General features: G+C 69.1%; 22 protein-coding genes. 8 read left to right on the top strand and 14 right to left on the bottom strand.

All coding sequences use genetic code 11. The features are described from left to right. Positions 1 to 35: 35 nt before the first annotated feature. The 3 genes from RIB45_RS07350 (at position 36) to RIB45_RS07340 (ending at position 3,089) form a co-directional block, all read left to right on the top strand. Positions 36 to 1,559, top strand: coding sequence for a methyl-accepting chemotaxis protein (locus RIB45_RS07350; RefSeq protein ID WP_350049596.1), 1,524 nt, complete (start codon positions 36 to 38; stop codon positions 1,557 to 1,559). 166 nt (positions 1,560 to 1,725) lie between these two features. Then, entirely contained in the window at positions 1,726 to 2,109 is a 384-nt protein-coding gene (locus RIB45_RS07345; protein ID WP_350049595.1) for a rhodanese-like domain-containing protein, read from the top strand. A gap of 14 nt (positions 2,110 to 2,123) precedes the next feature. Next, entirely contained in the window at positions 2,124 to 3,089 is a 966-nt protein-coding gene (locus tag RIB45_RS07340) for a VOC family protein (protein ID WP_350049594.1), read from the top strand. Here the strand turns inward: RIB45_RS07340 and RIB45_RS07335 are convergent. From RIB45_RS07335 to RIB45_RS07325, 3 genes are read right to left on the bottom strand one after another with little or no spacing between them, the layout of a single operon-like run. Beyond that, a complete protein-coding gene (locus RIB45_RS07335) occupies positions 3,086 to 4,423 on the bottom strand; it encodes a sensor histidine kinase (protein ID WP_350049593.1) in 1,338 nt (445 codons plus the stop codon). The genes RIB45_RS07340 and RIB45_RS07335 overlap by 4 nt on opposite strands. After that, positions 4,420 to 5,082 carry a response regulator gene (locus RIB45_RS07330; protein WP_350049592.1) on the bottom strand — a complete coding sequence of 221 codons (663 nt, stop codon included), beginning with the start codon at positions 5,080 to 5,082 and terminating at the stop codon, positions 4,420 to 4,422. The genes RIB45_RS07335 and RIB45_RS07330 overlap by 4 nt, the downstream gene beginning before the upstream one ends. Before the next feature lie 19 nt (positions 5,083 to 5,101). After that, positions 5,102 to 5,434, bottom strand: a complete 333-nt coding sequence (locus RIB45_RS07325; RefSeq protein WP_350049591.1) for a PepSY domain-containing protein — start codon at positions 5,432 to 5,434, stop codon at positions 5,102 to 5,104. 136 nt (positions 5,435 to 5,570) lie between these two features. On the opposite strand from RIB45_RS07325, the gene RIB45_RS07320 reads away from it, so the two are divergent. Further along, positions 5,571 to 6,056 (top strand): PepSY domain-containing protein, encoded by a 486-nt coding sequence (locus RIB45_RS07320; protein WP_350049590.1) that lies wholly within the window; start codon positions 5,571 to 5,573, stop codon positions 6,054 to 6,056. Continuing rightward, the gene (locus RIB45_RS07315; protein WP_350049589.1) at positions 6,046 to 6,597 is read left to right on the top strand and encodes a cytochrome b/b6 domain-containing protein; all 552 of its coding nucleotides are present in this window, start codon (positions 6,046 to 6,048) and stop codon (positions 6,595 to 6,597) included. The genes RIB45_RS07320 and RIB45_RS07315 overlap by 11 nt, the downstream gene beginning before the upstream one ends. A gap of 33 nt (positions 6,598 to 6,630) precedes the next feature. Here the strand turns inward: RIB45_RS07315 and rarD are convergent, their stop codons facing one another. Continuing rightward, a complete protein-coding gene (gene rarD / locus RIB45_RS07310) occupies positions 6,631 to 7,554 on the bottom strand; it encodes an EamA family transporter RarD (RefSeq protein WP_350049588.1) in 924 nt (307 codons plus the stop codon). Between the two features lie 12 nt (positions 7,555 to 7,566). Continuing rightward, positions 7,567 to 8,232 carry an FMN-binding negative transcriptional regulator gene (locus RIB45_RS07305; protein ID WP_350049587.1) on the bottom strand — a complete coding sequence of 222 codons (666 nt, stop codon included), beginning with the start codon at positions 8,230 to 8,232 and terminating at the stop codon, positions 7,567 to 7,569. A gap of 276 nt (positions 8,233 to 8,508) precedes the next feature. On the opposite strand from RIB45_RS07305, the gene RIB45_RS07300 reads away from it, so the two are divergent. Then, positions 8,509 to 8,808 (top strand): hypothetical protein, encoded by a 300-nt coding sequence (locus RIB45_RS07300; RefSeq protein ID WP_350049586.1) that lies wholly within the window; start codon positions 8,509 to 8,511, stop codon positions 8,806 to 8,808. Here RIB45_RS07300 and RIB45_RS07295 read toward each other — a convergent pair. Further along, entirely contained in the window at positions 8,805 to 9,752 is a 948-nt protein-coding gene (locus RIB45_RS07295; protein ID WP_350049585.1) for a LysR family transcriptional regulator, read from the bottom strand. The two genes, RIB45_RS07300 and RIB45_RS07295, sit on opposite strands and share 4 nt — an antisense overlap. A 128-nt stretch (positions 9,753 to 9,880) precedes the next feature. Here RIB45_RS07295 and RIB45_RS07290 point away from each other — a divergent pair, with 128 nt between their 5' ends. Then, on the top strand, positions 9,881 to 10,810 hold the full coding sequence (locus RIB45_RS07290) for a DMT family transporter (protein WP_350049584.1): 930 nt from the start codon (positions 9,881 to 9,883) through the stop codon (positions 10,808 to 10,810). Between the two features lie 133 nt (positions 10,811 to 10,943). Here the strand turns inward: RIB45_RS07290 and RIB45_RS07285 are convergent, their stop codons facing one another. The 4 genes from RIB45_RS07285 to sdhC all read right to left on the bottom strand — a co-directional run bounded on the left by RIB45_RS07285 (position 10,944) and on the right by sdhC (position 14,499). Then, positions 10,944 to 11,726 carry a succinate dehydrogenase iron-sulfur subunit gene (locus tag RIB45_RS07285; protein ID WP_350049583.1) on the bottom strand — a complete coding sequence of 261 codons (783 nt, stop codon included), beginning with the start codon at positions 11,724 to 11,726 and terminating at the stop codon, positions 10,944 to 10,946. Positions 11,727 to 11,798: 72 nt separating this feature from the next. Further along, complete coding sequence (sdhA, locus tag RIB45_RS07280) at positions 11,799 to 13,592, bottom strand: succinate dehydrogenase flavoprotein subunit (protein ID WP_350049582.1); 1,794 nt, start codon at positions 13,590 to 13,592, stop codon at positions 11,799 to 11,801. A gap of 117 nt (positions 13,593 to 13,709) precedes the next feature. Continuing rightward, a complete protein-coding gene (gene sdhD / locus RIB45_RS07275) occupies positions 13,710 to 14,090 on the bottom strand; it encodes a succinate dehydrogenase, hydrophobic membrane anchor protein (protein WP_350049581.1) in 381 nt (126 codons plus the stop codon). A 22-nt stretch (positions 14,091 to 14,112) separates the two neighbouring features. Next, positions 14,113 to 14,499, bottom strand: coding sequence for a succinate dehydrogenase, cytochrome b556 subunit (sdhC, locus tag RIB45_RS07270; RefSeq protein ID WP_350049580.1), 387 nt, complete (start codon positions 14,497 to 14,499; stop codon positions 14,113 to 14,115). A gap of 288 nt (positions 14,500 to 14,787) precedes the next feature. On the opposite strand from sdhC, the gene RIB45_RS07265 reads away from it, so the two are divergent. Further along, positions 14,788 to 15,069 (top strand): hypothetical protein, encoded by a 282-nt coding sequence (locus tag RIB45_RS07265; protein WP_350049579.1) that lies wholly within the window; start codon positions 14,788 to 14,790, stop codon positions 15,067 to 15,069. Between the two features lie 1,245 nt (positions 15,070 to 16,314). Here the strand turns inward: RIB45_RS07265 and RIB45_RS07260 are convergent. Genes RIB45_RS07260 through dctP form a run of 4 tightly spaced genes read right to left on the bottom strand, consistent with a single transcriptional unit; the run spans position 16,315 to position 20,222 of the window. Next, positions 16,315 to 17,319, bottom strand: a complete 1,005-nt coding sequence (locus RIB45_RS07260; RefSeq protein WP_350049578.1) for an alpha/beta hydrolase — start codon at positions 17,317 to 17,319, stop codon at positions 16,315 to 16,317. 17 nt (positions 17,320 to 17,336) lie between these two features. Then, a complete protein-coding gene (locus tag RIB45_RS07255; RefSeq protein ID WP_350049577.1) occupies positions 17,337 to 18,692 on the bottom strand; it encodes a TRAP transporter large permease in 1,356 nt (451 codons plus the stop codon). Beyond that, a complete protein-coding gene (locus tag RIB45_RS07250) occupies positions 18,689 to 19,210 on the bottom strand; it encodes a TRAP transporter small permease (protein ID WP_350049576.1) in 522 nt (173 codons plus the stop codon). Before RIB45_RS07250 ends, RIB45_RS07255 begins: the two co-directional genes overlap by 4 nt. A 28-nt stretch (positions 19,211 to 19,238) precedes the next feature. Beyond that, on the bottom strand, positions 19,239 to 20,222 hold the full coding sequence (gene dctP / locus RIB45_RS07245; RefSeq protein ID WP_350049575.1) for a TRAP transporter substrate-binding protein DctP: 984 nt from the start codon (positions 20,220 to 20,222) through the stop codon (positions 19,239 to 19,241). Positions 20,223 to 20,401: the final 179 nt, after the last annotated feature.

The raw sequence follows: 20,401 nt of genomic DNA, 5'->3' as shown, positions 1-20,401 counted from the left end.
GGCCTTGGCCCTGGTGACGACGAAAGGAGGGGCCCATGTTCGGCTCTGCAGGCGCCGCCGCGAAGACGGCGAAACTCGGTTCCGTAAAAGCGGCCGCAGGCGACGCGGCCTTCAAAGCGATGTTCGACGCCGTGCCGCTCAACGTCATCCGCTGCGGCCTGGACGACATGCTCATCAACTATGTCAACAAGGCGACCGTCACGAACCTGAAGAAGATCGAGGAGCATCTCCCGATCCCGGTCGAGCAGATCGTCGGCGCGTCCATCGACGTCTTTCACAAGAATCCGCACCATCAGCGCTCCATGCTGGCGGATGAGAGCGTCTATCCGCACGACGCGGTCATCCAGCTCGGCCCCGAGCTTCTGGAACTGCATATCGAACGGATGCCGGGCGTGAACGGCGGTCAAGATCAGGCCGTCGTCTCCTGGTCGATCGCCACCGACAAGATCCGCGCGATCGCCGACACCGAGCGTCAGACCCGCATGATGGATCAGATGCCGATCAACGTGATGCTGGCCGACGCGAAGACCTACGACATCGTCTACGCCAACGAGACCAGCGTCGAGACCATCCGCAAGCTGGAGCATCTGGTGCCGATCAAGGCCGAGCAGCTGGTCGGCTCCAACATCGACATCTTCCACAAGAATCCGCAGCACCAGCGCTCGATGCTCTCGAATCACAACAACCTGCCGCACCGCGCCAAGATCAAGCTCGGCGACGAGACGCTGGACCTGAAGGTCTCCGGCATCGAGAACGCCAAGGGCGAGATCGGATCGATCCTGGTCTGCTGGACCGTGGTGACCGCGCAGGAGAAGCTGGCGGACAACTTCGAAAGCGGCGTGAAGTCGATCGTCGACACGGTCTCGGCCGCCTCGACCGAGCTCTTGTCGACCTCCGAGTCGATGGCCGCGGCGGCGGAGGAGACCAGCACCCAGTCACAGACCGTCGCGTCCGCGGCCGAGCAGCTGGCCGCCTCGATCAACGAGATCTCGTCGCAGATCGCCAAGACCACCGAAGCGGTGTCGGCCGCGGTCCACGGCGCGCGCGAGTCGAACGAGCGGATCACCGCGCTGCAGGCCAAAGCCGATCAGATCGGCGACATCGTCACGGTGATCAACGACATCGCCAGCCAGACCAATCTGCTGGCCCTCAACGCCACCATCGAGGCGGCGCGCGCCGGCGAGGCGGGCAAGGGCTTCGCGGTCGTGGCGAACGAGGTCAAATCGCTGTCCGGCCAAACGGCCAAGGCGACCGACGACATCGCCCGCGAGATCAAGCAGATCCAGGACGAGACCCGGGCCTCGGTCGACTCGATCGCTGCGATCATCAATCTGGTCAACGACATCGCCGAGATGGCCAACGCGATCGCCGGCGCGGTGGAGGAGCAGAACGCCGCCACACAAGAAGTGACCAGCAACATCTCGGGCGTCACCCAGGCCTCGGGCGAAACCGGGGCGGCCGCGACCCAGACCAACACCGCCGCGCAGGAGCTTTCGCAGCAGGCGGAGGCGCTGGGCGACCGCGTCGACCAGTTTCTGGTCGAGGTGCGCGCCCTCTGAGCTCCCCTCGTTCGGAGAGTGCGTCGCCGGACGCCGCGGCCCCGCACAGGCCGCGGCGTCCCCTTTTTCGTCGCCCCTTTCGTTACGCGCTGCGATCCGTCAGGATGGCCGCCTACGGCGCGAAACGGACGCCGACCACGACACAGCGAGGCGACAGGGCGAATTCATGGCGACAAGCATCCGAGATCTGGTGAACGAGGCGAACAGCGCCGTCGAAGTGATGGACGCGGAGAGCGCGGCCGACCTGGTCGACACCGACCAAGCGATCTTCGTGGACGTGCGCGAACCGGTGGAGATCGCGCGCGAAGGCAAGGTCCCCGGCGCCATCATGCTGCCGCGCGGCCTTCTCGAGTTCGCGATCGCCGAGGACAGCCCGGCGCACAACCCGCAGCTTCTGATGGACAAGAAGATCGTCTTCTATTGCGCCAGCGGCGGTCGATCCGCGCTCGCCGCCGCGACGGCGAAGAAGATGGGCGTCGGCCGCCCCGTCAACATGGCGGGCGGCTTTGAAGCCTATAAGGCGATCGGCGGCGACATCGAAGAGGCGTGAAGGAGTCGCGTCTCATGACAGCGCCAAACGCCGGCGGTCCGCCGCCGACCGTCCTCCCGGGCGAGGCGGTTCGCGACGCAGACGCAGCGCCGGACCTCGCGCCCAAACGGGGCGTCGATCATTTGGTCCTCGCCGTCGCCGATCTGGAGACGGCCGGTGCGGCCTATGAGCGTCTCGGCTTCACCGTCACGCCGCGTGCGGAGCACAGCTGGGGCACGGCCAATCGGCTGGTTCAGTTCGCCCATCGCAGCTTTCTGGAGATTCTGACCGTCGCGCACCCGGACAGGATTCCGGATCACGGCGACCGGCGCTTCAGCTTCGGCCGCTTCAACCAGGATTATCTGGCGCGGCGCGAAGGCTTCGGCATGTTGGTCTTCGACAGCGCCGACGCGCGCGCCGACCGAGACGAATTCGCGGAAAAAGGTCTCGCCGACCTGGAGCCGTTCGACTTCGAGCGCCAAGCGACCCTGCCGTCCGGCGAGACGGTGCGCGTCGCCTTCTCGCTCGCCTTCGCGCCGCCGCCGGCGGAGCGGGACGGCGCCGCCGTCTTCACCTGCCAACAGCACGCGCCGGAGCATTTTTGGAAGCCGGACTACCAAGTCCATGAGAACGGCGCCCGCGAGATCGTCGAGGTGGTGATGATCGCGGACGATCCGGCCGGGCTGCGGTCTTACTGGGAGGGCGTTCAAGGGCCTGAGGCCGTCAGCGCGGAAGACGACGGCTCGCTCGCGATCGAGACTGCGCGGGGCGCGGTTCTGGCACTCACGCCGGAGGCCTATCAGACGCAGTACGGCGAGCCGCCGCGACCCGACGCGCCCGAAGGCCCGCACTTCGCCGCCTTCCGCGTCGGCGTCCGCGATCTGGCCGCAACCCGCGACCTGTTGGTCGAACGGGGCGTGGAGACGCGCTGGGCGCAAGCGGGACTGATCGTCCCCTCGGACTCGCTGTTCGGCGTCGCGCTGGCCTTCGCACAGCTTTAGCGCGGCAGGCGGGCCGTCACCGCAAGCCCGCCGAGCGGCGAGTCCCCGAGCGCGAGCGTCCCGCCGTAAAGGCTGATGAGATCGTCGGCGATGGCGAGACCGAGACCGCTGCCCGCCATCCGCTCGTCAAGCCGCGCGCCCGGTTTGAGGACGCGCGCGCGCTGCGCCGCCGGGACGCCGGGTCCGTCGTCCTCGACCGTCAGCGCCGCGCCGGCGGGCGTCTCGGCGGCGCTGACCCGCACCCGCGCCTGGGCCCATTTGCAGGCATTGTCCAACAGAACGCCGAGGATCTCGTTCAGGTCGTCGGGATCGATGGCGGCGTGGAGCGAGGCCGGCACGTCGAGGGAGATTTCGACGGCGCGCTCGCCGGACAGCCGCCGCATCACCGCCGCCAGACGTTCGGCCGCGGGCGCGATCGCGGTGCGCAGGCCGACCCGCGTCCGCCCGCCGGCCGCCCGGGCGCGCGCGGTGTGATGGTCGATTAGGCGCTGCATGTCGGCGAGCGCCTCCTTCGCCGAGCCGTCGTCAGCCTGTCGCCCGCCGAAGGCGACGGCGAGCGGCGTCTTCAGCGCGTGCGCCAGATCGCCGGCCTGACGACGCGCGCCGGCGATCAGCCGTTCGTTACGCGCCAGCATCTCGTTGAGGTCCCGGACCGCCGGCGCGATTTCAGCCGGATAGACTCCCTCGACGCGATCGGCCGCCCCATCGCGCAGCCGGCGCAACGCCTCGCGCAACCGGTCGAGCGGCTTGAGCCCGACGCGCACCTGCAACAGCAACGCCGCGCCCAACGCCGCCGCCAGCCCGACCAGCGCCAGGACGAGGGTGCGGTCGAAGCGCGCGATGGCGCGGTCGAGCGCGACGCGATCGCGGGCGACCGACAGCCGGACCGTCCGCTCGGCGCCCTGCGGGCGCACCGAGCGCTCGAGCACCACCAACGCCTGACCCGCCGGTCCGGGCCCGACATGGCGGTGGATCTCGCCGGGCGTCAGGGCGTCCGGCGGCAGGGGCAGACGCTGATCCCATAACGAGCGCGAGGTGACCAGCGCGTCCTCCCCCAAACCCACCTGCCAATAAAGCCCGGAATAGGGTTCTTGAAAGCGCGGGTCGACCGGGGTCTCCGAGACGCTCACGCCGCCGTCGGCGTCCAGCGCGATCGCGGCCGTCAGTCGGTCCAGATGCTCGGCCAGCGTGGCGTTGAAATCATGGGTCACGTGACTGCGGAACTGCCAGGACAAGAACAGCCCCGCCGCCGCCAGCGCCAACAGCAGCCACAGCGCCCCGCCGCCCAGCAGACGCAGGCGCAGCGAGCCGATCTGGCGCGCCGCGCCGTTCATCGCGTCGCGCCCAGGCGATAGCCCAGGCCGCGCGCCGTCTCAATGACCTCGCTCCCCAACTTGCGGCGCAGGCGGGCGACGAAGACTTCGATCGTATTGCTGTCGCGGTCGAAATCCTGGGCGTAGAGCTGCTCGGTGAGTTCGGTGCGCGAGACGGTGCGCTCCGGGTTCAGCATCAGATGGTGCAGCAGGCGGTACTCCTGCGCCGTCAGCGTCACCGGCGCGCCGTCGAGCGTGACGCTCGCCGCGCGCGGATCAAGACGCAGGCGCCCCCGCTCCAACACCGGATTCGCCTGGCCGTGCGCGCGCCGGGCCAAGGCGCGCAGGCGCGCCAGCAATTCTTCGGGCTGGAACGGTTTGGCCAGATAATCGTCCGCGCCGGCGTCAATGCCTTCGACCTTGTCGGTCCAGGCGCTGCGGGCCGTCAGCACAAGCACAGGCGTCTCGAGACCGCCGGCGCGCCATTGCTTGAGAACGCTGAGCCCGTCAAGACCCGGCAGCCCGAGATCCAGGACGATCAGCTGATAGGGTTCCGTCTCGCCCAGATGCGCGGCGTCGACCCCGTCGGCGGCGCGGTCGACGGCGTAGCCCGCCTGCGTCAGCGTCGTCGCCAACCGATCGGCCAGCGCGGCGTCGTCCTCAACCAACAGAAGTCGCATGCCCGGTCCTGCCCGCCCCTCAATCCTCGCGTTCCACCTCGATCAGAGCGCCGGTCGCGGCGTCCAACTTCATTTCCATGAGCACCCCCGCCGCCGTCAACAGCGTCACCTCATAAAGCCAGCGTCCGTCGTCGTGTTCGAGCTCGACCTCGATCACCTCGCCCGGCTGACGACCGGTCGCGCGCTGCAGGATGGTCAGGAGAGGCAGGATCTCGCCGCGCTCGAGCGCCTCTCGGGCGCGCTCGTGATCGCCGGCGCTGGCCGCGCCGCCAAACGCGGCGAGCAGCGCCGCCGCCAACGCCGTCGCGCCGAGCCAAAGCCGAAGGCTGTGAAGAGATAGAGGTCGTTTCATGGACCCCCTCCTACCGCCCGGAAGCTGAACCGCGGATGAACGGCCCGTTCAGGGTCGGTTCAGACGTCCTCTGGCATGACGGTCGCAACGCTGCGCCGACCGGGCGCGGCCCACAGGATAGACGAAAGGAAAGACCATGCGATTGATTGATGCGGCCTTCGGGGCCCTGGGCCTCGTCCTGGCGGCGGGGACGGCCTACGCCGCGCTGGACAGCGACCTGACCGCCGCCCGCCCGACGCCGGTCCAGATCGAGCATGACGGTTTCGAGGCTCCGGAGGGCGACGAAGGCTATGATCGACGCGACGGCTACGAGGACCGTGAAGAGGAGGAATACGGCCGTTCCGGCGGCCCGATCCCTCAGGCGTCGGCCCAGAACGGCCAAGACGGCGCCGGTCAGACCGGAGGGACGCAGTCAGGCGAGGGCGCGCAGCCCACGGCGCAGCCGCTCAGCCTGCAGGATGCGATCGCCCGGACGGGCGCCATGGGCTACACGCGCGTTCTTGAGGCGGAATACGAGCATGGGCGCTACGAGATCGAAGCGCTCGACGACCAGGGTCGGAAAGTCGAGATCTATCTCGACGCGCAGACCGGCCAGACGCTGAAGCAGGGCTATGATGACTGACGCGGCCTACGATGACGATGCGACGCGCCCGGTCCCGGTCTGGGACTTGGCGGTTCGCGCGCTTCACTGGGGGTTGGCGGGCGCGTTCACGCTCGCCTACCTTACCGGCGAGGAGATCTGGACCATTCACGAGGTCGCAGGCTTCGCGGTCGCCGCCATTGTCGGCCTGCGCCTAATCTGGGGCGCGGTCGGCGGCGGACGGGCGCTGTTCTCGGATTTCGTCCGGGGACCGGCGACGAGTCTCGCCTATCTCGGCGACCTCGTTCGCGGGCGCCCGCGCCGCTATCTGGGGCACAATCCGGCCGGCGGCTTCTTCGCGGTCGTCCTCTTGCTGCTGACGGCGGCGACGGCCGTCAGCGGCTGGGTGCAGGCCTACCAGACGTCGAGCCTGTTAGGCGCGCTGATGCACGAGGCCCATGAGGCGCTCGCCAACATCACGCTGGGCGCGGTGATCCTTCACATCGGGGCGGCCGTGCTGATGAGCTTGATTCACCGGGAGAACCTGCCCCGCTCGATGGTCACCGGGCGCAAGCGGCCCTAGCCGGGTCCGCGCGGGCCGTGCGGCGGCGGCGGTCTAGATCGCCGTCGCGCGGTTCTTGCGCCGGGCGTTGCGCCGGATGTCGACGGTGAAGACGGCCAACCCCGCCCAGATGAAGCCGAAGCTGATGACGTCGCCGAGCGTAACCGGCTCGCCGTACAGCAAGGTGGCCAGCAGGAAGAGACCCGTGGGGGTGAGATAAAACATCATGCCCATCGTGGACATCGGCAGCCGTCGGGCCCCGCCCACATACCACATCAACGGCAGCGCCGTGACAGCGCCCGAGGCGAGCAGCAGCAGGTCGATCTTCAGGCCGCTGGTGAGGAAAGCGCCCGTCCCCTCGATCGTGAGCCAGATCACATAGCCCGCCGTCAGCGGCGCCAACAGCAGCGTCTCCACCAGAAGCCCGGGGATCGCCGGCACATCGATCAGTTTACGCACCGCGCCGTAGCCCCCGAAGCTGAAGGCGACCGTCAGCCCGATCCAGGAGATCTGCCCCGCCGCTATCGCCGCGCCGGCGACCCCCGCCGCGGCCAACGCGATCGCCGTCCACTGCAACGGCCGCAAGCGCTCTCCGAACAGCAACAACCCGGCCAGGACGTTCACCAGCGGATTCAGGAAGTACCCCATGCTGGCGTCCAGCACGTGGCCTTCGGTCACGGCGTAAATGTAAGTCCCCCAATTGATCGAGATGAGGGTGGTGCTGAGCGCCAGAAAGGCGATCGTCCGCAGCGAGTCGAAGGCGCGTCGGATCTCCGTCATTCGGCCCGACAGCACCAGCGCCGCAGCGCAGACCGGCAGCGTCCACAGCACGCGGTGCGCCAGCATTTCAATCGCGGGCACCCCGTCGATCTGGTTCCAGAACAACGGAAACAGCGCCCAGGTTCCGAAGGCGGCGAGCGCGAAGGCGTACCCGGCGGCGCGATCGCGCTCCGGGGCGGCGGGGGAAGGGTCTGACATGACGGCGTGGGCTTAGCCCGCCTCACCCCGGGCTTCAAGCGCCGCGCGCATCGCCGCCGCGGTCTGACGGGCCAGCGGGTCGACCTGATCCGCCATCGCCGCCGCCGCGGCCGCGATCTGGGCGGGGCTCTTGTTCTGGCTCAACTTCGCCTTGCCGGCCAAGCGCTCGACCGGTCCTTCGAAGGCGACGATGCCGGGCAACATGTTTCGGACGGTCTCCTCGGCGGAGCCGGCGGGCGCCCAGCCGCCCTCCGCCGGCTCGTAAAGCGCGGCCAACGCGGCCAGTATCTCGATCGACCGATCGGGCGCCTCCACCAGTCTCGGCCGGAAGACGACTTCGGCGGCGAGATAGTTCCAGGTCGGCACGGCGCGCGCGGCGTCTGCGCCGTACCAGCGGGGCGACAGGTAGGCGTGCGGCCCCATGAAGACCGCGCGCGCGGACCGACGCCCGTCGATCCGCCGCCAAATCGGGTTGGCCTTGGCGACATGGCCGATCAGCCGCTCGTCCCCGCGCTCTGGGTCGCCGGTCACGCGCATCGGGACGGGCGCGATCAGCGGCGGGGCGGCGGGGTCGTCGTCGGCCAGCGTCAGCAGCCCGAAACTGTGGGCGGCGATATGGGCGCGGGCCGCCGGCCCTTCCATGCGGAAGGCGGGCGGGGTGAAAAGCGGCTCGGTCATGGGTCGGCCCTCCGTGAGGCGCGGGACGGAGCGCGCGATAACGCGACGCCGCCGCAAAGACCAGCGCCATTTTCACGGCCCCGCCGGCGCCGCTCGCTTAGCGCGACGCGCCCCTCTGTTGCGCTTCACCGTTGCGCCGGTTTGTGATATGGACACGATCGTTCGCCCAGAAGGGGCGTCAGGGGCGTCGTGTGCGGCTCCTGCGGGTATTTCAGAAAGAATAGAACGGGTGCGCCCGCGCGGTCCGACCGGACGGCGCGGACGACGGAGTTTAACGTGACCAGTCCCTATCTCGACAAACCCAAGCGCGCGCTCGATCAGGCGCTGCGCGATCGCGGGATGAGCCGGGCCGATCTGGGCTATGACGGCCTCGCGGACGCGCGGGCGCGCACGCCCTCGCGAAGGGTGCGACGCGCGCCGGGGGCGGCCGCGATCGGCGGGGTGCTGGCGATCGGGCTGATCGCGCTGGGGGTCGCGCTGCTCTCCGAGGGGCGCGAGGAGGCGCCGGCGATCGCAGAGGATCAGATCGACGCCCTGCAGGATATCGCCCCCGCCGCCGGCGAACCGCCGCGCTAACGCGCCTCCCCCTCGAAGCCGAGGGTGGCCAGACCGACCTCGTCGCGCCGCCCCCACTCCACCAAGGCCTCGGCCAGCCGATCGGCCGGGCCGCCCGGCGGGTCGCTGGCGCGCGTCACCGCCCACCAGTCCAGCGCCATGCCCTCCGCGCCCAGCGGCTTTTCGATCAGAGTGCCGTCGCTCAATTCCGGCTGCACCGCCCAGCGGCTAAAGATCCCGACGCCGAAGCCGGCGCGCACCAAATCGATCACCGCTTCCGGCGTCGGCATCTGAGTGATCCGGCGGAAGGGTACGCTGGGGGCCCCGATCAAGGCCTCCCATTCGAACCCCGGCTCGGCGGAGAGCGGGTAGGTGTAATAGCGCTCATCCTCGATCAATCGGCTGTCGAGATGCGCCGCTTTGGCGAGCCGGTGGCCCGGCGCGACGACGCCGATCAACGGATCGGTCGCCAGCTTGCGCCAGCGAAAGCGCGGCAGCGCCGAGGGGCGCCCGTAGACGGTCGAGACGTCGACCGAGCCCTCGACCAGCGCGGCGAAGGGGCGGCTGGCCGCGCGGGCTGACAGGTCGACGGAGAGGTCGGGCGCGCTGCGCTCCGTGAACTCGAGGAAGGCGGGCAGCCAATGATAGCGGCTGTAGGTCGCCTGACCGAGACGCACCAGCCGGCGCGCTCCGTCCCGATCGGCGGCCAACTCCTGCTCCAGCCGAACCAGTTCGTCCAGAAAGCGGTCGGCCAGCGCGCGCACGCGCTCGCCCTCCGGCGTCAGCGTCATCGCGCCGTCGACGCGCCGCACCAGGCGGGCGCCGACGCGTCGCTCCGCCTCGCGCAGCCGGTGGCTGACGGCCGACTGCGTCAGGCCCAGCCGGGCGGCCGTCGCGGTTACGCCGCGGGTCTCGGCCAGCGCGCTGAGAACTGTCAGGTGGTTAAGGGTCAGACGCGGCACCATCGCATCATGAAATCATTTCATTCATCTAATGAAAACTCGGAATTTTACGACGGATGTGAAAGCGCTTAGATGCCAAAGCGGTCGGCGCGGAGCGCCGGCCAAACCCGCGCTTTTGGAGGTTTCCGCCTATGACCCGCGAGACGATCGCCCGACAGCTCGACTTCAGCCCCGCCTTCGCGACGGTCGTCATCGCGTCGACCGCGGTCTGTTTCGGGCTGGTACCGCTGTTCGCGCGGGAGCTGCAGGCGCTGGGGATCAGCTCTTCCGCGATTGCGCTTTACCGCTACGCCTTCAGCGCGGCGGTCATGCTCCCGTTCCTGCCTCGCGCGCGGGAGAAGCGCGGCGAGGCCTGGATGCTGTTCGGGGCCGGTCTCGCCATGGGGCTGGGTTGGATCGCCTATCTGGAGGCGATCAAGCACGCGCCGGTCGCCGCCGCCGGGGTCGTCTACATGTCCTATCCGCTGTTCGCCGTCTTGTTCGCCTGGGCGTTGGCGGGGCAGAAGCCGGGCGCCCGCGCGCTTGCCGCGGGCGCGCTGGTGCTCGCGGCGGCGGCGCTCGTGCTTGATCTCGACGCGCTTGGCGGCGGCTCGGCGCTGGCGCTGCTGTGGTCGCTGCCCGCCCCGATCGGCTTCGGGCTGATCGTGGTCGTATTGAGCGTGCTGGTCCGTCGGCTGACGGTGCTTGAGCGCATGGCCTGCGGTATGACGGGCGCCCTCGCCGGTCTGGCCCCGATCACCATGACGCAAGGCGTCGCCGCGGCCGTGCCCGCAAATCTTGACGGTTATCTGCTGGTCGCAGGCATCGGCCTGATCACGGCTCTGATCCCGCAGCTGCTGTACACGCTGGCCGCGCCGAAAGTGGGCGCGGCGCGTTCGGCGGCGGCGGGCAGCATGGAGCTGCCGACCATGTTCGCGATCGGCTGGATCGCCTTCGGCGAGACGATCGGCGCGCGTGAACTGGGCGCGGCCGTGCTGGTGCTGGGCGCGGTGTTCCTGTCGCCGGCGGTGCGGCCGAAGCGCGATCTGGAGGGGCTGCGGGCGATCGAGAGTCGGGCGTGAGCGGCCTTCACCGCCCGACGGGCCGCCGAAAAAAGGCCCCCGCTTTCGCGGGGGCCTCCTTTACCCAGTCGCTCTTGCATAGACGCGGCTTAACCCGGGCCCGATCCGCGATCTCAGCCGCCCAGCGCCGCGCTTACGCCTGGCGGGCCAGCATCATCTTCTTGATCTCCGCGATCGCCTTGGCCGGATTCAAGCCCTTCGGGCAGGTCTTGGAGCAGTTCATGATGGTGTGGCAGCGATAAAGACGGAAGGGGTCCTCCAGCTGGTCCAGCCGCTCGCCCGTCATCTCGTCGCGGCTGTCGGCGAGCCAGCGATAGGCCTGCAACAGGATGGCGGGGCCGAGATACCGGTCGCCGTTCCACCAGTAGCTGGGACAGGAGGTCTGGCAGCAGAAGCACAGGATGCACTCATAGAGCCCGTCGAGCGCCTTCCGGTCTTCCGGCGACTGAAGGCGTTCCTTGTCCGGCGGCGTGGGCGAGGCGGTCTTCAGCCAGGGCTCGATCGCGGAGAGTTGCGCGTAGGCCCGATTCAGATCCGGCACCAGATCCTTGATGACCGGCATGTGCGGCAGAGGATAGATGTTCACCTCGCCGTCCATCTCGTCGATGAACTTGGTGCAGGCCAGCGTGTTGGTCCCGTCGATGTTCATCGCACAGGACCCGCAGATGCCCTCGCGGCAGGAGCGGCGGAAGGTCAGCGTCTGATCGACCTCGTTCTTGATCTTGATCAGCGCGTCCAGGACCATCGGCCCGCACGCCTCCAGATCGATCTCGTAGGTGTCGACCGTCGGGTTCTCGCCCGCATCGGGGCTCCACCGATAGACGTTGAACTTCTTGACCCGTTTGCCGCCGTCCTTGACCGGCCAGGTCTTGCCCTTGCCGATCTTCGAATTGGCGGGCAGAGCGAATTCAGCCATGACGTCCCATACTCTCTTCTAGCAGGCGCGGCGCCCGCGCCCTCGCCCCGGCGCGCCATGCGCGCCCTCGCCTCAGTAGACCCGCGCCTTCGGCGGGAAGGCCTGCACGTCGTTCGACATCGGCTTCAGCGTGACCGGCCGGTAGTCGATCGTCACCTCGCCCTTGTCGGTGCACCAGGCCAGCGTGTGCTTCATCCAGTCGTCGTCGTTGCGGTCCGGATAGTCCTCGCGGGCGTGGGCGCCGCGGCTCTCGGTGCGGTTGGCCGCGCCGGCGATGGTGACCATCGCGTTGCCTAGCAGGTTCTCGAACTCCAGCGTCTCCACCAGGTCCGAATTCCACACCATGCTGGCGTCCGAGACGCGGACGTCCTCGAAGCCCTTGTAGACCTCGCTCATCTTCTGGACGCCCTCGTCGAGGATTTCGCCGGTGCGGAAGACGGCGCAGTTGTTCTGCATGACGTTCTGCATCTGCGCGCGAAGCTCCGCCGTCGGCGTCGAGCCCTTGGCGTGGCGCAGCCGGTCGAGCCGCTCGATCGACTTCTCGCCCGCATCCTTGGGCAGCGGCATCGTCTTCTCGTTCGGGTCCACCGTCTCGGCGCAACGCAGCGCGACCGACCGGCCGAACACCACGAGGTCAAGCAGCGAGTTGGAGCCGAGGCGGTTCGCCCCGTGGACCGAGACGCAGGCGCTCTCGCCCGCCGCCATCAGGCCCGGCACGATATGGTTCGGGTCGCCGTCCTTCAGCGTCACGACCTCGCCGTGATAATTCGTCTGGATGCCGCCCATGTTGTAGTGGCAGGTCGGCAGCACCGGGATCGGTTCCTTCGTCACGTCGACGCCGGCGAAGATCTTGGCGGTCTCGGCGATGCCGGGCAGGCGCTCGTTGATCACCTCGGGCGGCAGATGCTCGAGGTGCAGGTGGATGTGGTCGCTGTTCGGACCGACGCCGCGCCCTTCGCGGATTTCGATGGTCATCGAGCGCGAGACGACGTCCCGGCTCGCCAGATCCTTGGCGCTCGGCGCGTAGCGCTCCATGAAGCGCTCGCCCTCGCTGTTGGTGAGGTAGCCGCCCTCGCCGCGCACGCCTTCGGTGATCAGGCAGCCGGCGCCGTAGATGCCGGTCGGATGGAACTGCACGAACTCGGCGTCCTGAAGCGGCAGGCCGGCGCGCAGCACCATGCCGCCGCCGTCGCCGGTGCAGGTGTGGGCGCTTGTGGCCGAGAAGAACACCCGGCCGTAGCCCCCGGTCGCCAGCACCACCTGCTTCGCGGCGAAGCGATGCAGCGTGCCGTCGTCGAGGTTCCAGGCGAGCACGCCGCGACAGGCGCCCTCCTCGTCCATGATCAGATCGAGCGCGAAATACTCGATGTAGAATTCGGCGTTATGCTTGATCGCCTGCTGGTAGAGCGTGTGCAGCATGGCGTGACCGGTGCGGTCGGCGGCCGCGCAGGTGCGCTGGGCGGCCGGGCCTTCGCCGAACTGGGTGGTCATGCCGCCGAAGGGGCGCTGATAGATCTTGCCGTCCTCGGTGCGCGAGAAGGGCACCCCATAATGCTCGAGCTCGATGATCGCCGGCGCGGCCTCCCGGACCATGTACTCGATCGAATCCTGGTCTCCGAGCCAGTCGGAGCCCTTGACCGTGTCGTACATGTGCCAGCGCCAGTCGTCGGGCCCCATGTTGCCGAGCGCGGCGGAGACGCCGCCCTGCGCCGCGACCGTATGGCTGCGGGTCGGGAAGACCTTGGTGATGCACGCCGTCTTCAAGCCCGCCTCGGCGAGCCCGAAGGTGGCGCGCAGACCCGCGCCGCCGGCGCCGACGACGACGACGTCATAGGTGTGGTCGATGATCTCGTAGGACTCGGTCATGGCTTCCAGCCCTCGCTTCCTTTTGATTCGCGCACGCTCGCTCCGATGAGACTAGAGCGGCGGCGGTCCGTGTCAGCCCGTGCGGCGGATCGTCGCCCGCAGCGGGGACCTGTCCACTCACGCCGTGAAGGCCACCTTTAGGATGGAAAAGACGGCGGCCGCGCCAAGCGCGAAGGCCCCCAACTTCACCGCCAGCAAGGTTGCGATCTTCACGCCCTCGCCGTGGACGTAATCCTCAATCACCACCTGCAGGCCGAGCTGCATGTGATGAAACGTCGCGATCGACAGCAGGATCATCAGCACCGCGTTGATCGGCTGGGCGAGCCACGCGCTCGCCTCGGCGTAGCCGCCGCCGGCCAACCCGATCGCCGCGAAGACGAACCAGATGGTGAGCGGAACCAGGGCGATCGCGGTGATGCGCTGGACGATCCAATGATGGGTGCCGCTTTTCGCCGAGCCGAGGCCGCGCGCGGCGCCGAGTGGGGTCTTGAGGCTCATCGCGTCTCTCCTCAGCCGCTGATTAAAGGGCCAGCAGCCCGACGACCCAGATCAGGATCGTCAGCGCGCCCGTGATCGCGGCCACGGCGTGGCCGCTTTTCTGCGCCACGTCCAGATCGAACCCGTAGCCCGCATCCCAGGTCAGATGCCGGATCCCGTTGCCGAGATGATACATCAGCGCCCAGGTCCAGCCGAACAACATCAGCAGGCCGAGGATCGAGCCGACGAAACCGTTGGCGACGGCGAAGGCGTCCGGACCGCTGGCCAGCGCCAAGAGCCACCAGGCCAGCAGCAGCGTGCCCGCCGACAAGGCCACGCCCGTCGCGCGGTGCAGAATCGAATAGAGCATCGTCCACTGCCAGCGATAGATCTGCAGGTGCGGGGACAGCGGACGGTCTTGGGTCTTCATGGCGAACGCCCCCTTCGGATGAAAGCGCCGATGTCGTCTTGTGATCCGAGGCGCGCGGACAGGCGGCGCCTGCGGCGAGGGGGCCTCGACCCGGCCCCTCTTGCGTGTCGGCCCCGTAAACTAAAGCGCTCGACCGACGTGTCAAAGCTTTTGCGGTGCGGCGCCGTCGGGCGGGACGCGCTGCACGGCGACACGCCCTGCTTGTTTTTCGCGCGCAGAATGCACTATCGTTTTCGCTTACGGCGGCCTATCTCGGCCCGTCAAACACCGATGAGGAGAGACGAAGTCATGACCAATCGTCATCGCGTTTCCCTGTTCGCCGCGGCCGGCGCCGCGGTTTTCCTGCTCGCCGCCCCGGCCGCCCAGGCGTCCTGCATGGGGATGGCGAAGGGTGAGAGCGCGCACGACCAGACGGCCGGTCTGCAGACCGACCAGAGCGTGCAGACGCAAGCCTTCCAGACGCCTGCGCCCCGAGCCGCGGGGGACGACGCGTTGCGCCGCGACGAGGACGCGCTCGTCGAGCCGGTGGAAATCACCGGCGCCGAGCGGACCGCCAGCGACGCCATGTAATCAGCGACAAGCCTCGCCGCGCGTCGCCCGACGCGCATCGAGACGCCCCCGCCAGGCTCGGCGGGGGCGTTCTCGTATCCGGGCGGCGCGTGCGGGACGACGTCCCGCGCCCCAGCGCGCAGCGCCGAAGGGCGGGCGGCGCGCTTATGCGGCGGTGCGGGAAGTATCTGAGAGGTCGAAAAAAACATCAATCCTGTGGATAAGTCGGTGGATAATATGCGCGAAAGTCGGGGACAAGAATTTATCTTATACACAAGAAATTTGCGCCATTAATTACTTTTTCGTAGACTCGGCGTCACCCCCTCAATCAGACTAATTCTCACGCGGATGCGCCGACGATTGCGGCGCGGCCCGCCTCGTTCCTCCGGGGGCGAACGCGGATCGCACGGCAAGGCGTCGGGGGGCGCGCGCCATTCGGCGGCGAAACGGCCTCGCGGGGTCGTGGAGACGCCGGGTCGGCCGGCCGGGCTCACCCCCGGACGGATCCGATCCGACCGTCGGCGACGACGGGGATTCGCGCGCTCTGTTCCGGCGGCCGTCTTAGGACGGGCGTCGGGGAACCGCAGCCTTCGGTTCGACGGCGGACCGGCCTGAGCGTCGCAAGACGATCGGGGACGCCCGCCGAGCGCGCCGGAGGAGGCGCCCCGCCGGACGGGCTTGACCGTCGGCGGTCCGGCACGGACCTCAGGGTTCGCGCGCGGGTCGCTTGCATGGTCTTGCAACCGGAAGGCGGCGGATGCGACGGCGCGAACGCCGGCTCCGCGATCGCGGCGCTCCCTCAGGGGGTGCGGGTCGCGCGGGGCGGCGCCCGGAGACGGGCGCGTCGTCGGCCGATCGAGGCGGAGTTTGGGAGACCGCGGCTCACCCCGCGGGCTTCGGACCTGCAGCGAGGGCGTTCGGTTCGGGACGGTGCGTCGCACCGGCAGGCGGCGGGCCCGGCGACGGGTGCGCGCAGCCGAACGGGCGACGCCGGGCGGCGCGGACGACGCGCGGACCCAGGGAGTGAGGCTCTTCGCGGCGAACCGCCATTCTTGGTGCTTTGCCAGGGTGACCGGGACGACGGTCGCCGCGAGACCGGGAGCCTCCGGGGCTGACGCCCCACCCTGCCGCGCGACCCGCCCGCGGGAAGGTCGGCCCGAGGCGTCCGCGACTTGAAGGCGGTTCCGCCGGACCGCCGGTCCCTTGAGGACCAGGAAGACCCCGCCTGCGCCCACTGCGCGGCGGGGTCTTTCGATTCAAGCCGCTTCAAGCCTCGCGCTCGATGCTCTCCAGAAAGCCCGCGCTGGCCGCGAAGACCTGCCGGGCGCGTCGTTCGGCGCTGATGAAATGCGCGCCGCCGGCGATTTCCTGATAGCGCTTGTCGGCCGCGCCGAGCCGGTCGAACAGGGCCAGCGCGTCCGTGCGGGTGGAGGTCGGATCCGCCCCGCCGCGCAGCAGCAGAGACGGCGTGCGGATTCGGGTCGGGTCGTAAAGCGGCCGGCCGTGGAACGTCTCCCAGAGGTCGAGCAGCGTTCCGTTCGGCGCCAGGAACGCGGGCGGATCGCGCGTCGCGGCGCCCGGGTCGTCGGCGAGGCTCGCATCGATCAGCGCGCGGAACACAGCCTCATCGCGCCAGACCGTTGGATCGGGGTGCGGGATTTCCGAGTCCCAGCGCGCGCGCATGTCGGCCTCCGTCACCGCGCGCGCGGCGCCGAGCGCCGGGTTCGGTCGATCCGGCGCCTCCGGATCGGCGATCAGGTCGATCCAGGGCTGGTTCCGCTCCGCGAAGATCGGGGCGTAGAGGGTGAGGCTCGCCAGCGCGCTCGCGCGGGCGGGATCGCTTGCGTAGAGCGCGGTGGTGATCGAGCCCCAGGAACCGCCGATCAGATGCACGCGCGCCCCGTCCCGTCGTTCGCGGATCGCGGCCAGCGCGCATGCGATGTCCTCGACCGCGTCGCCGGCGCGCGCATAGGGACGATCGGTCGGGAAGCCGTCCGCAGGCCGGGAGCGCCCATAGCCGCGTACGTCGACGCCGTAGGCGTCGAAGCCGCAGGCCGCCAGCGCCTGCATCCAACTGGCGCCGGGATGGGGAATGTCGAACAGTCGGCTGCCGAGCGTCGCGCCGTGGACGAACAGCACGGGCTCGCCCGGCCCCGCGCGCCGACGCAGGAAGAGACGCAGACCCGGGACGGCCGGTTGATCGACCCAAAGCGTCTGCGCCCCGTCATGCGCGCGCCACGCCGCCCTCGACTCCGCGCTTTGGTCCGGCATCGCGGCCCTTCCCTTCCTCACAACAGTCCTGGGAGCCACAGCACAAGCCCCGGCGCGAACCAGAACAACGCCATCCCGGTCAGGAACAGCCCCACCACCGGCCAGGCGGCCCGGAAGACGTCGGCCGAATTCAACGCCCCGCCGGCCGCGCCCTTGAGCGCAAACAGCGTGTAGCCGAACGGCGGCGTCAAACTTCCGACGGTCAAGTTGATTAGGAAAAGCGTCCAAAACAGGATCGGATCGACGCCCAGGCTCTCAACGATCGGTTCGTAGATGGGGATCGCCAGCAGCATGAAGGCGATCTGGTCGATGAACATGCACAAAATCAGGGGAATCAGCATCATCACGAGCACGGTCAGATCGGGTCCCAGCGCCGACGCGCCGGCCAACTCCACCAACCCCCGCGTCGCGCCGGAGAAGGACAGGAGTTGGCTGAACAGCTTGGCCGAACAGATGATCAGCAAAATCGCCGCTGCGATCGTGACGGTCGAGGCCAACGCCTCGCGCAGCATGGCGAGGGAGAAACGCCGGAAGACCGCCGCCGTGAGGCAGGCTCCCACCACCCCGGTCGCCGCCGATTCCGAGGGCGTCGCCACCCCTAAAAGGATCAAGCCCATCACCGCGAAGACGGTCAGTGAAAAGGGCGCCAGATTGAGCAGCGCTCGGGCGACGGTGAGGCGCGGCGCCTGCGGCCGATCCGCCGCGGCCTCGGCGAGCGCGGCCGACCCGGCCGCCGGCGGGCGCCCCTCCTCCACCCGCCCGGCCGGCGCGCCGCGCGCGACGCGCAGCGCCACATAGCCCAGCGTCAATGCGGCCAGCACGATCCCGGGCGCGACGCCGGCGATCAGCAGACCCGCGATCGAGACGTCGGCCATCGAGCCGACGATGATCGCCAGCAGGCTCGGCGGGATGATCGGCGCCAGGCTTGCGCCCGACAGGATCGTCGCCGCCGCCAGCCGGCGATCGTAGCCGCGCGCCGCCATCGAGGGCAGCAGCGAGCGACCCAGCATGGCCGCCACCGCGACCGCCGAGCCCGAGAGCGCGCCGAACAGCGTCGACAACGCGATCGTCACCACGTAAAGCCGGCCGCGCACGCGCCCGATCAACCGGTCGATCGAATCGAACAGGATTTCGATCGCCCCGGATCGGAACAGAATTTCGCCCATCAAGACGAATAGAGCGATCGCCGCGAGCGAACTGGAGGTGGCGGTCTGGTAAAGGCTGTTCGCGAACAGCCCGAAGCCGCGCGGCCCGATCAGCAGGCTCAGGCCTGCGAGATTGAGCGTCAGAAAGGCGATGAAGACCGGCGCGCCCGCCAACATCACAGCCGCGAGCAGACCGGTCGCCCCGCCCAGCGCAAAGGGCCAGCTCATGCGCCCGGCTCCGACGATGCGGCGTTGCGGACGCGCTCGCCCACGACCCGGCGCAGAAAGAACAACGCGGAGACGCCCAGCCCGTATGCGATGATCGTCGTCAGCAGAAAGCGCGGAATCGGATGGGCGGCGTTGGTCATGACGCCGCGCTCCGCCTGGGTCCAGGCTTCGCCGCTGACGATCGCCGCGGCGCTCCCGGCGACCAGCGCGCCGAGCGCCGCGCCCAGACGGGCGAGGAGCCGGCCGCGCTCCGGCGCCAGCCGTTCGGCCAGCAGGTCGATCGCGATATGGGCGCCGCGACGGGTTATGTCCGGCGCCGCCAGGAAGATGACGGCCAACAACAGATAGCCGATCCACTCCTGCGACCAGGTGGTGGGCGCGGCGAAGAAATACCGCAGCCCGACCTCCAGGACATAAAGCCCGACGATCCCCGCCAGCGCCGCGCCGGCCGCCCCGAAAGACAGTCGGGCGAGCGCGTCGAGAGCGGCGGAAAAGAGCGCGGATGCAGGACGGCTCATCGGCGCGCAGCCTTCGCCTGCCGGCGGCCTAGGGCGTCAGCCCCGCCTCCTGCGCCAGCGCGCGAAGCTCCGTCGCCGCATCCGATTTGGCGGTCGAGACCGACCAGACGCCGTCGGCCCAGAGCGCGTCGAAGCGCTCGGCCTCCTCCGGCGCGAAGGCGGTCATCTTCATGCCGAGATCGAGCAGCGCGGCCGTCTCCTCCTTGGCCAACAGATCGAAGCGCTCGACGCTCGCCGTCTCGATCTCGCGACCGACGCGGGTCAGCATCGCCTGCTCCTCTGCCGACAGGGCCTCCCAGGACTCGAGATTCATGAAGATCATGACCCCGACCTGCCCGAAGGTCGGATCGGCCATGTAGTCCGCCACCTCGTACCATTTGAAGTCCTTCGCCCCCGTCAGCCCCCAGGCGGCGCCGTCGATCACGCCCTTCTGCAGGGCGGAGTAGACCTCGCCGCCCGACATCACGACCGGCGTGCCGCCCAGCGCCTCGATCATCGGATGATAGCTGACGGTGCCGCGGATCTTCAGCCCCTGCATCGCGGGCGTCCCCTCAATCGGCGCCTTCATGAAGTAGCGGAAGCCTTCGGAGCCCGTCGCCGGGGCGGCGATCAGCTTCAGATTATGCTGACGGTAATGATCGTCGATGAAGGCGATCACCCCGGCGTCGCGCCGCTTCGCCGGATCGGGGTCGATCGCGTCGATCGACAGCCCGAGCGCGCTGACGCCGGCGTGATAGGCCGGGTGCGTGAACAGCAGGTCGAACACGCCGGCCTGGACCGGCTCGAACTGCTCGAAGGTCGGGACGGCGTCGGGACCCTGCAGGCTGACGGTCAGCGCGCCGCCGCTTTCCTCCTCCACCCGCTTCATGAAGGGGTGGGCGATTTCCGTGGTGAAGACGAAGTTTTCCGGAAATCCCCCGATCATGCGGAGCTCGGCCGCTTGGGTCGTGAACAGGGGCGCGGCCACGGCCGCGACGGCCGCAAGCGCGCCGAAGCGCAGATGTCGGATCATGGCGTTTCTCCCAGCTTGGGGCCGGGCCGCGGCCTGCGCAGGCCCGCCCGGCGTTTCTCCCGGCGTCGCGCTTTGTCGTCCGGTTCAGCCGGCTTCGTCCAAGCGCGTTCGGCGTATATTAGTCCCACATGGAACCAATAACAAGTTCCAAGCGGGACTAAGCGCTGCTAGACTCTCCC

Origin of the sequence: Marivibrio sp. (assembly GCF_040218065.1) — a bacterium.
Classification (GTDB): domain Bacteria; phylum Pseudomonadota; class Alphaproteobacteria; order UBA8366; family Aestuariispiraceae; genus Marivibrio.
The sequence above is the reverse complement of the archived record's forward strand: the minus strand, read 5'-3'. Positions and strand labels throughout refer to the sequence as shown.

Coding starts and splice junctions, on each gene's coding strand:
- RIB45_RS07350 (WP_350049596.1), top strand. CDS start 36: ATGTTCGGCTCTGCAGGCGCCGCCGCGAAGACGGCGAAACTCGGTTCC.
- RIB45_RS07345 (WP_350049595.1), top strand. CDS start 1,726: ATGGCGACAAGCATCCGAGATCTGGTGAACGAGGCGAACAGCGCCGTC.
- RIB45_RS07340 (WP_350049594.1), top strand. CDS start 2,124: ATGACAGCGCCAAACGCCGGCGGTCCGCCGCCGACCGTCCTCCCGGGC.
- RIB45_RS07335 (WP_350049593.1), bottom strand. CDS start 4,423: ATGAACGGCGCGGCGCGCCAGATCGGCTCGCTGCGCCTGCGTCTGCTG.
- RIB45_RS07330 (WP_350049592.1), bottom strand. CDS start 5,082: ATGCGACTTCTGTTGGTTGAGGACGACGCCGCGCTGGCCGATCGGTTG.
- RIB45_RS07325 (WP_350049591.1), bottom strand. CDS start 5,434: ATGAAACGACCTCTATCTCTTCACAGCCTTCGGCTTTGGCTCGGCGCG.
- RIB45_RS07320 (WP_350049590.1), top strand. CDS start 5,571: ATGCGATTGATTGATGCGGCCTTCGGGGCCCTGGGCCTCGTCCTGGCG.
- RIB45_RS07315 (WP_350049589.1), top strand. CDS start 6,046: ATGATGACTGACGCGGCCTACGATGACGATGCGACGCGCCCGGTCCCG.
- rarD (WP_350049588.1), bottom strand. CDS start 7,554: ATGTCAGACCCTTCCCCCGCCGCCCCGGAGCGCGATCGCGCCGCCGGG.
- RIB45_RS07305 (WP_350049587.1), bottom strand. CDS start 8,232: ATGACCGAGCCGCTTTTCACCCCGCCCGCCTTCCGCATGGAAGGGCCG.
- RIB45_RS07295 (WP_350049585.1), bottom strand. CDS start 9,752: ATGGTGCCGCGTCTGACCCTTAACCACCTGACAGTTCTCAGCGCGCTG.
- RIB45_RS07290 (WP_350049584.1), top strand. CDS start 9,881: ATGACCCGCGAGACGATCGCCCGACAGCTCGACTTCAGCCCCGCCTTC.
- RIB45_RS07285 (WP_350049583.1), bottom strand. CDS start 11,726: ATGGCTGAATTCGCTCTGCCCGCCAATTCGAAGATCGGCAAGGGCAAG.
- sdhA (WP_350049582.1), bottom strand. CDS start 13,592: ATGACCGAGTCCTACGAGATCATCGACCACACCTATGACGTCGTCGTC.
- sdhD (WP_350049581.1), bottom strand. CDS start 14,090: ATGAGCCTCAAGACCCCACTCGGCGCCGCGCGCGGCCTCGGCTCGGCG.
- sdhC (WP_350049580.1), bottom strand. CDS start 14,499: ATGAAGACCCAAGACCGTCCGCTGTCCCCGCACCTGCAGATCTATCGC.
- RIB45_RS07265 (WP_350049579.1), top strand. CDS start 14,788: ATGACCAATCGTCATCGCGTTTCCCTGTTCGCCGCGGCCGGCGCCGCG.
- RIB45_RS07260 (WP_350049578.1), bottom strand. CDS start 17,319: ATGCCGGACCAAAGCGCGGAGTCGAGGGCGGCGTGGCGCGCGCATGAC.
- RIB45_RS07255 (WP_350049577.1), bottom strand. CDS start 18,692: ATGAGCTGGCCCTTTGCGCTGGGCGGGGCGACCGGTCTGCTCGCGGCT.
- RIB45_RS07250 (WP_350049576.1), bottom strand. CDS start 19,210: ATGAGCCGTCCTGCATCCGCGCTCTTTTCCGCCGCTCTCGACGCGCTC.
- dctP (WP_350049575.1), bottom strand. CDS start 20,222: ATGATCCGACATCTGCGCTTCGGCGCGCTTGCGGCCGTCGCGGCCGTG.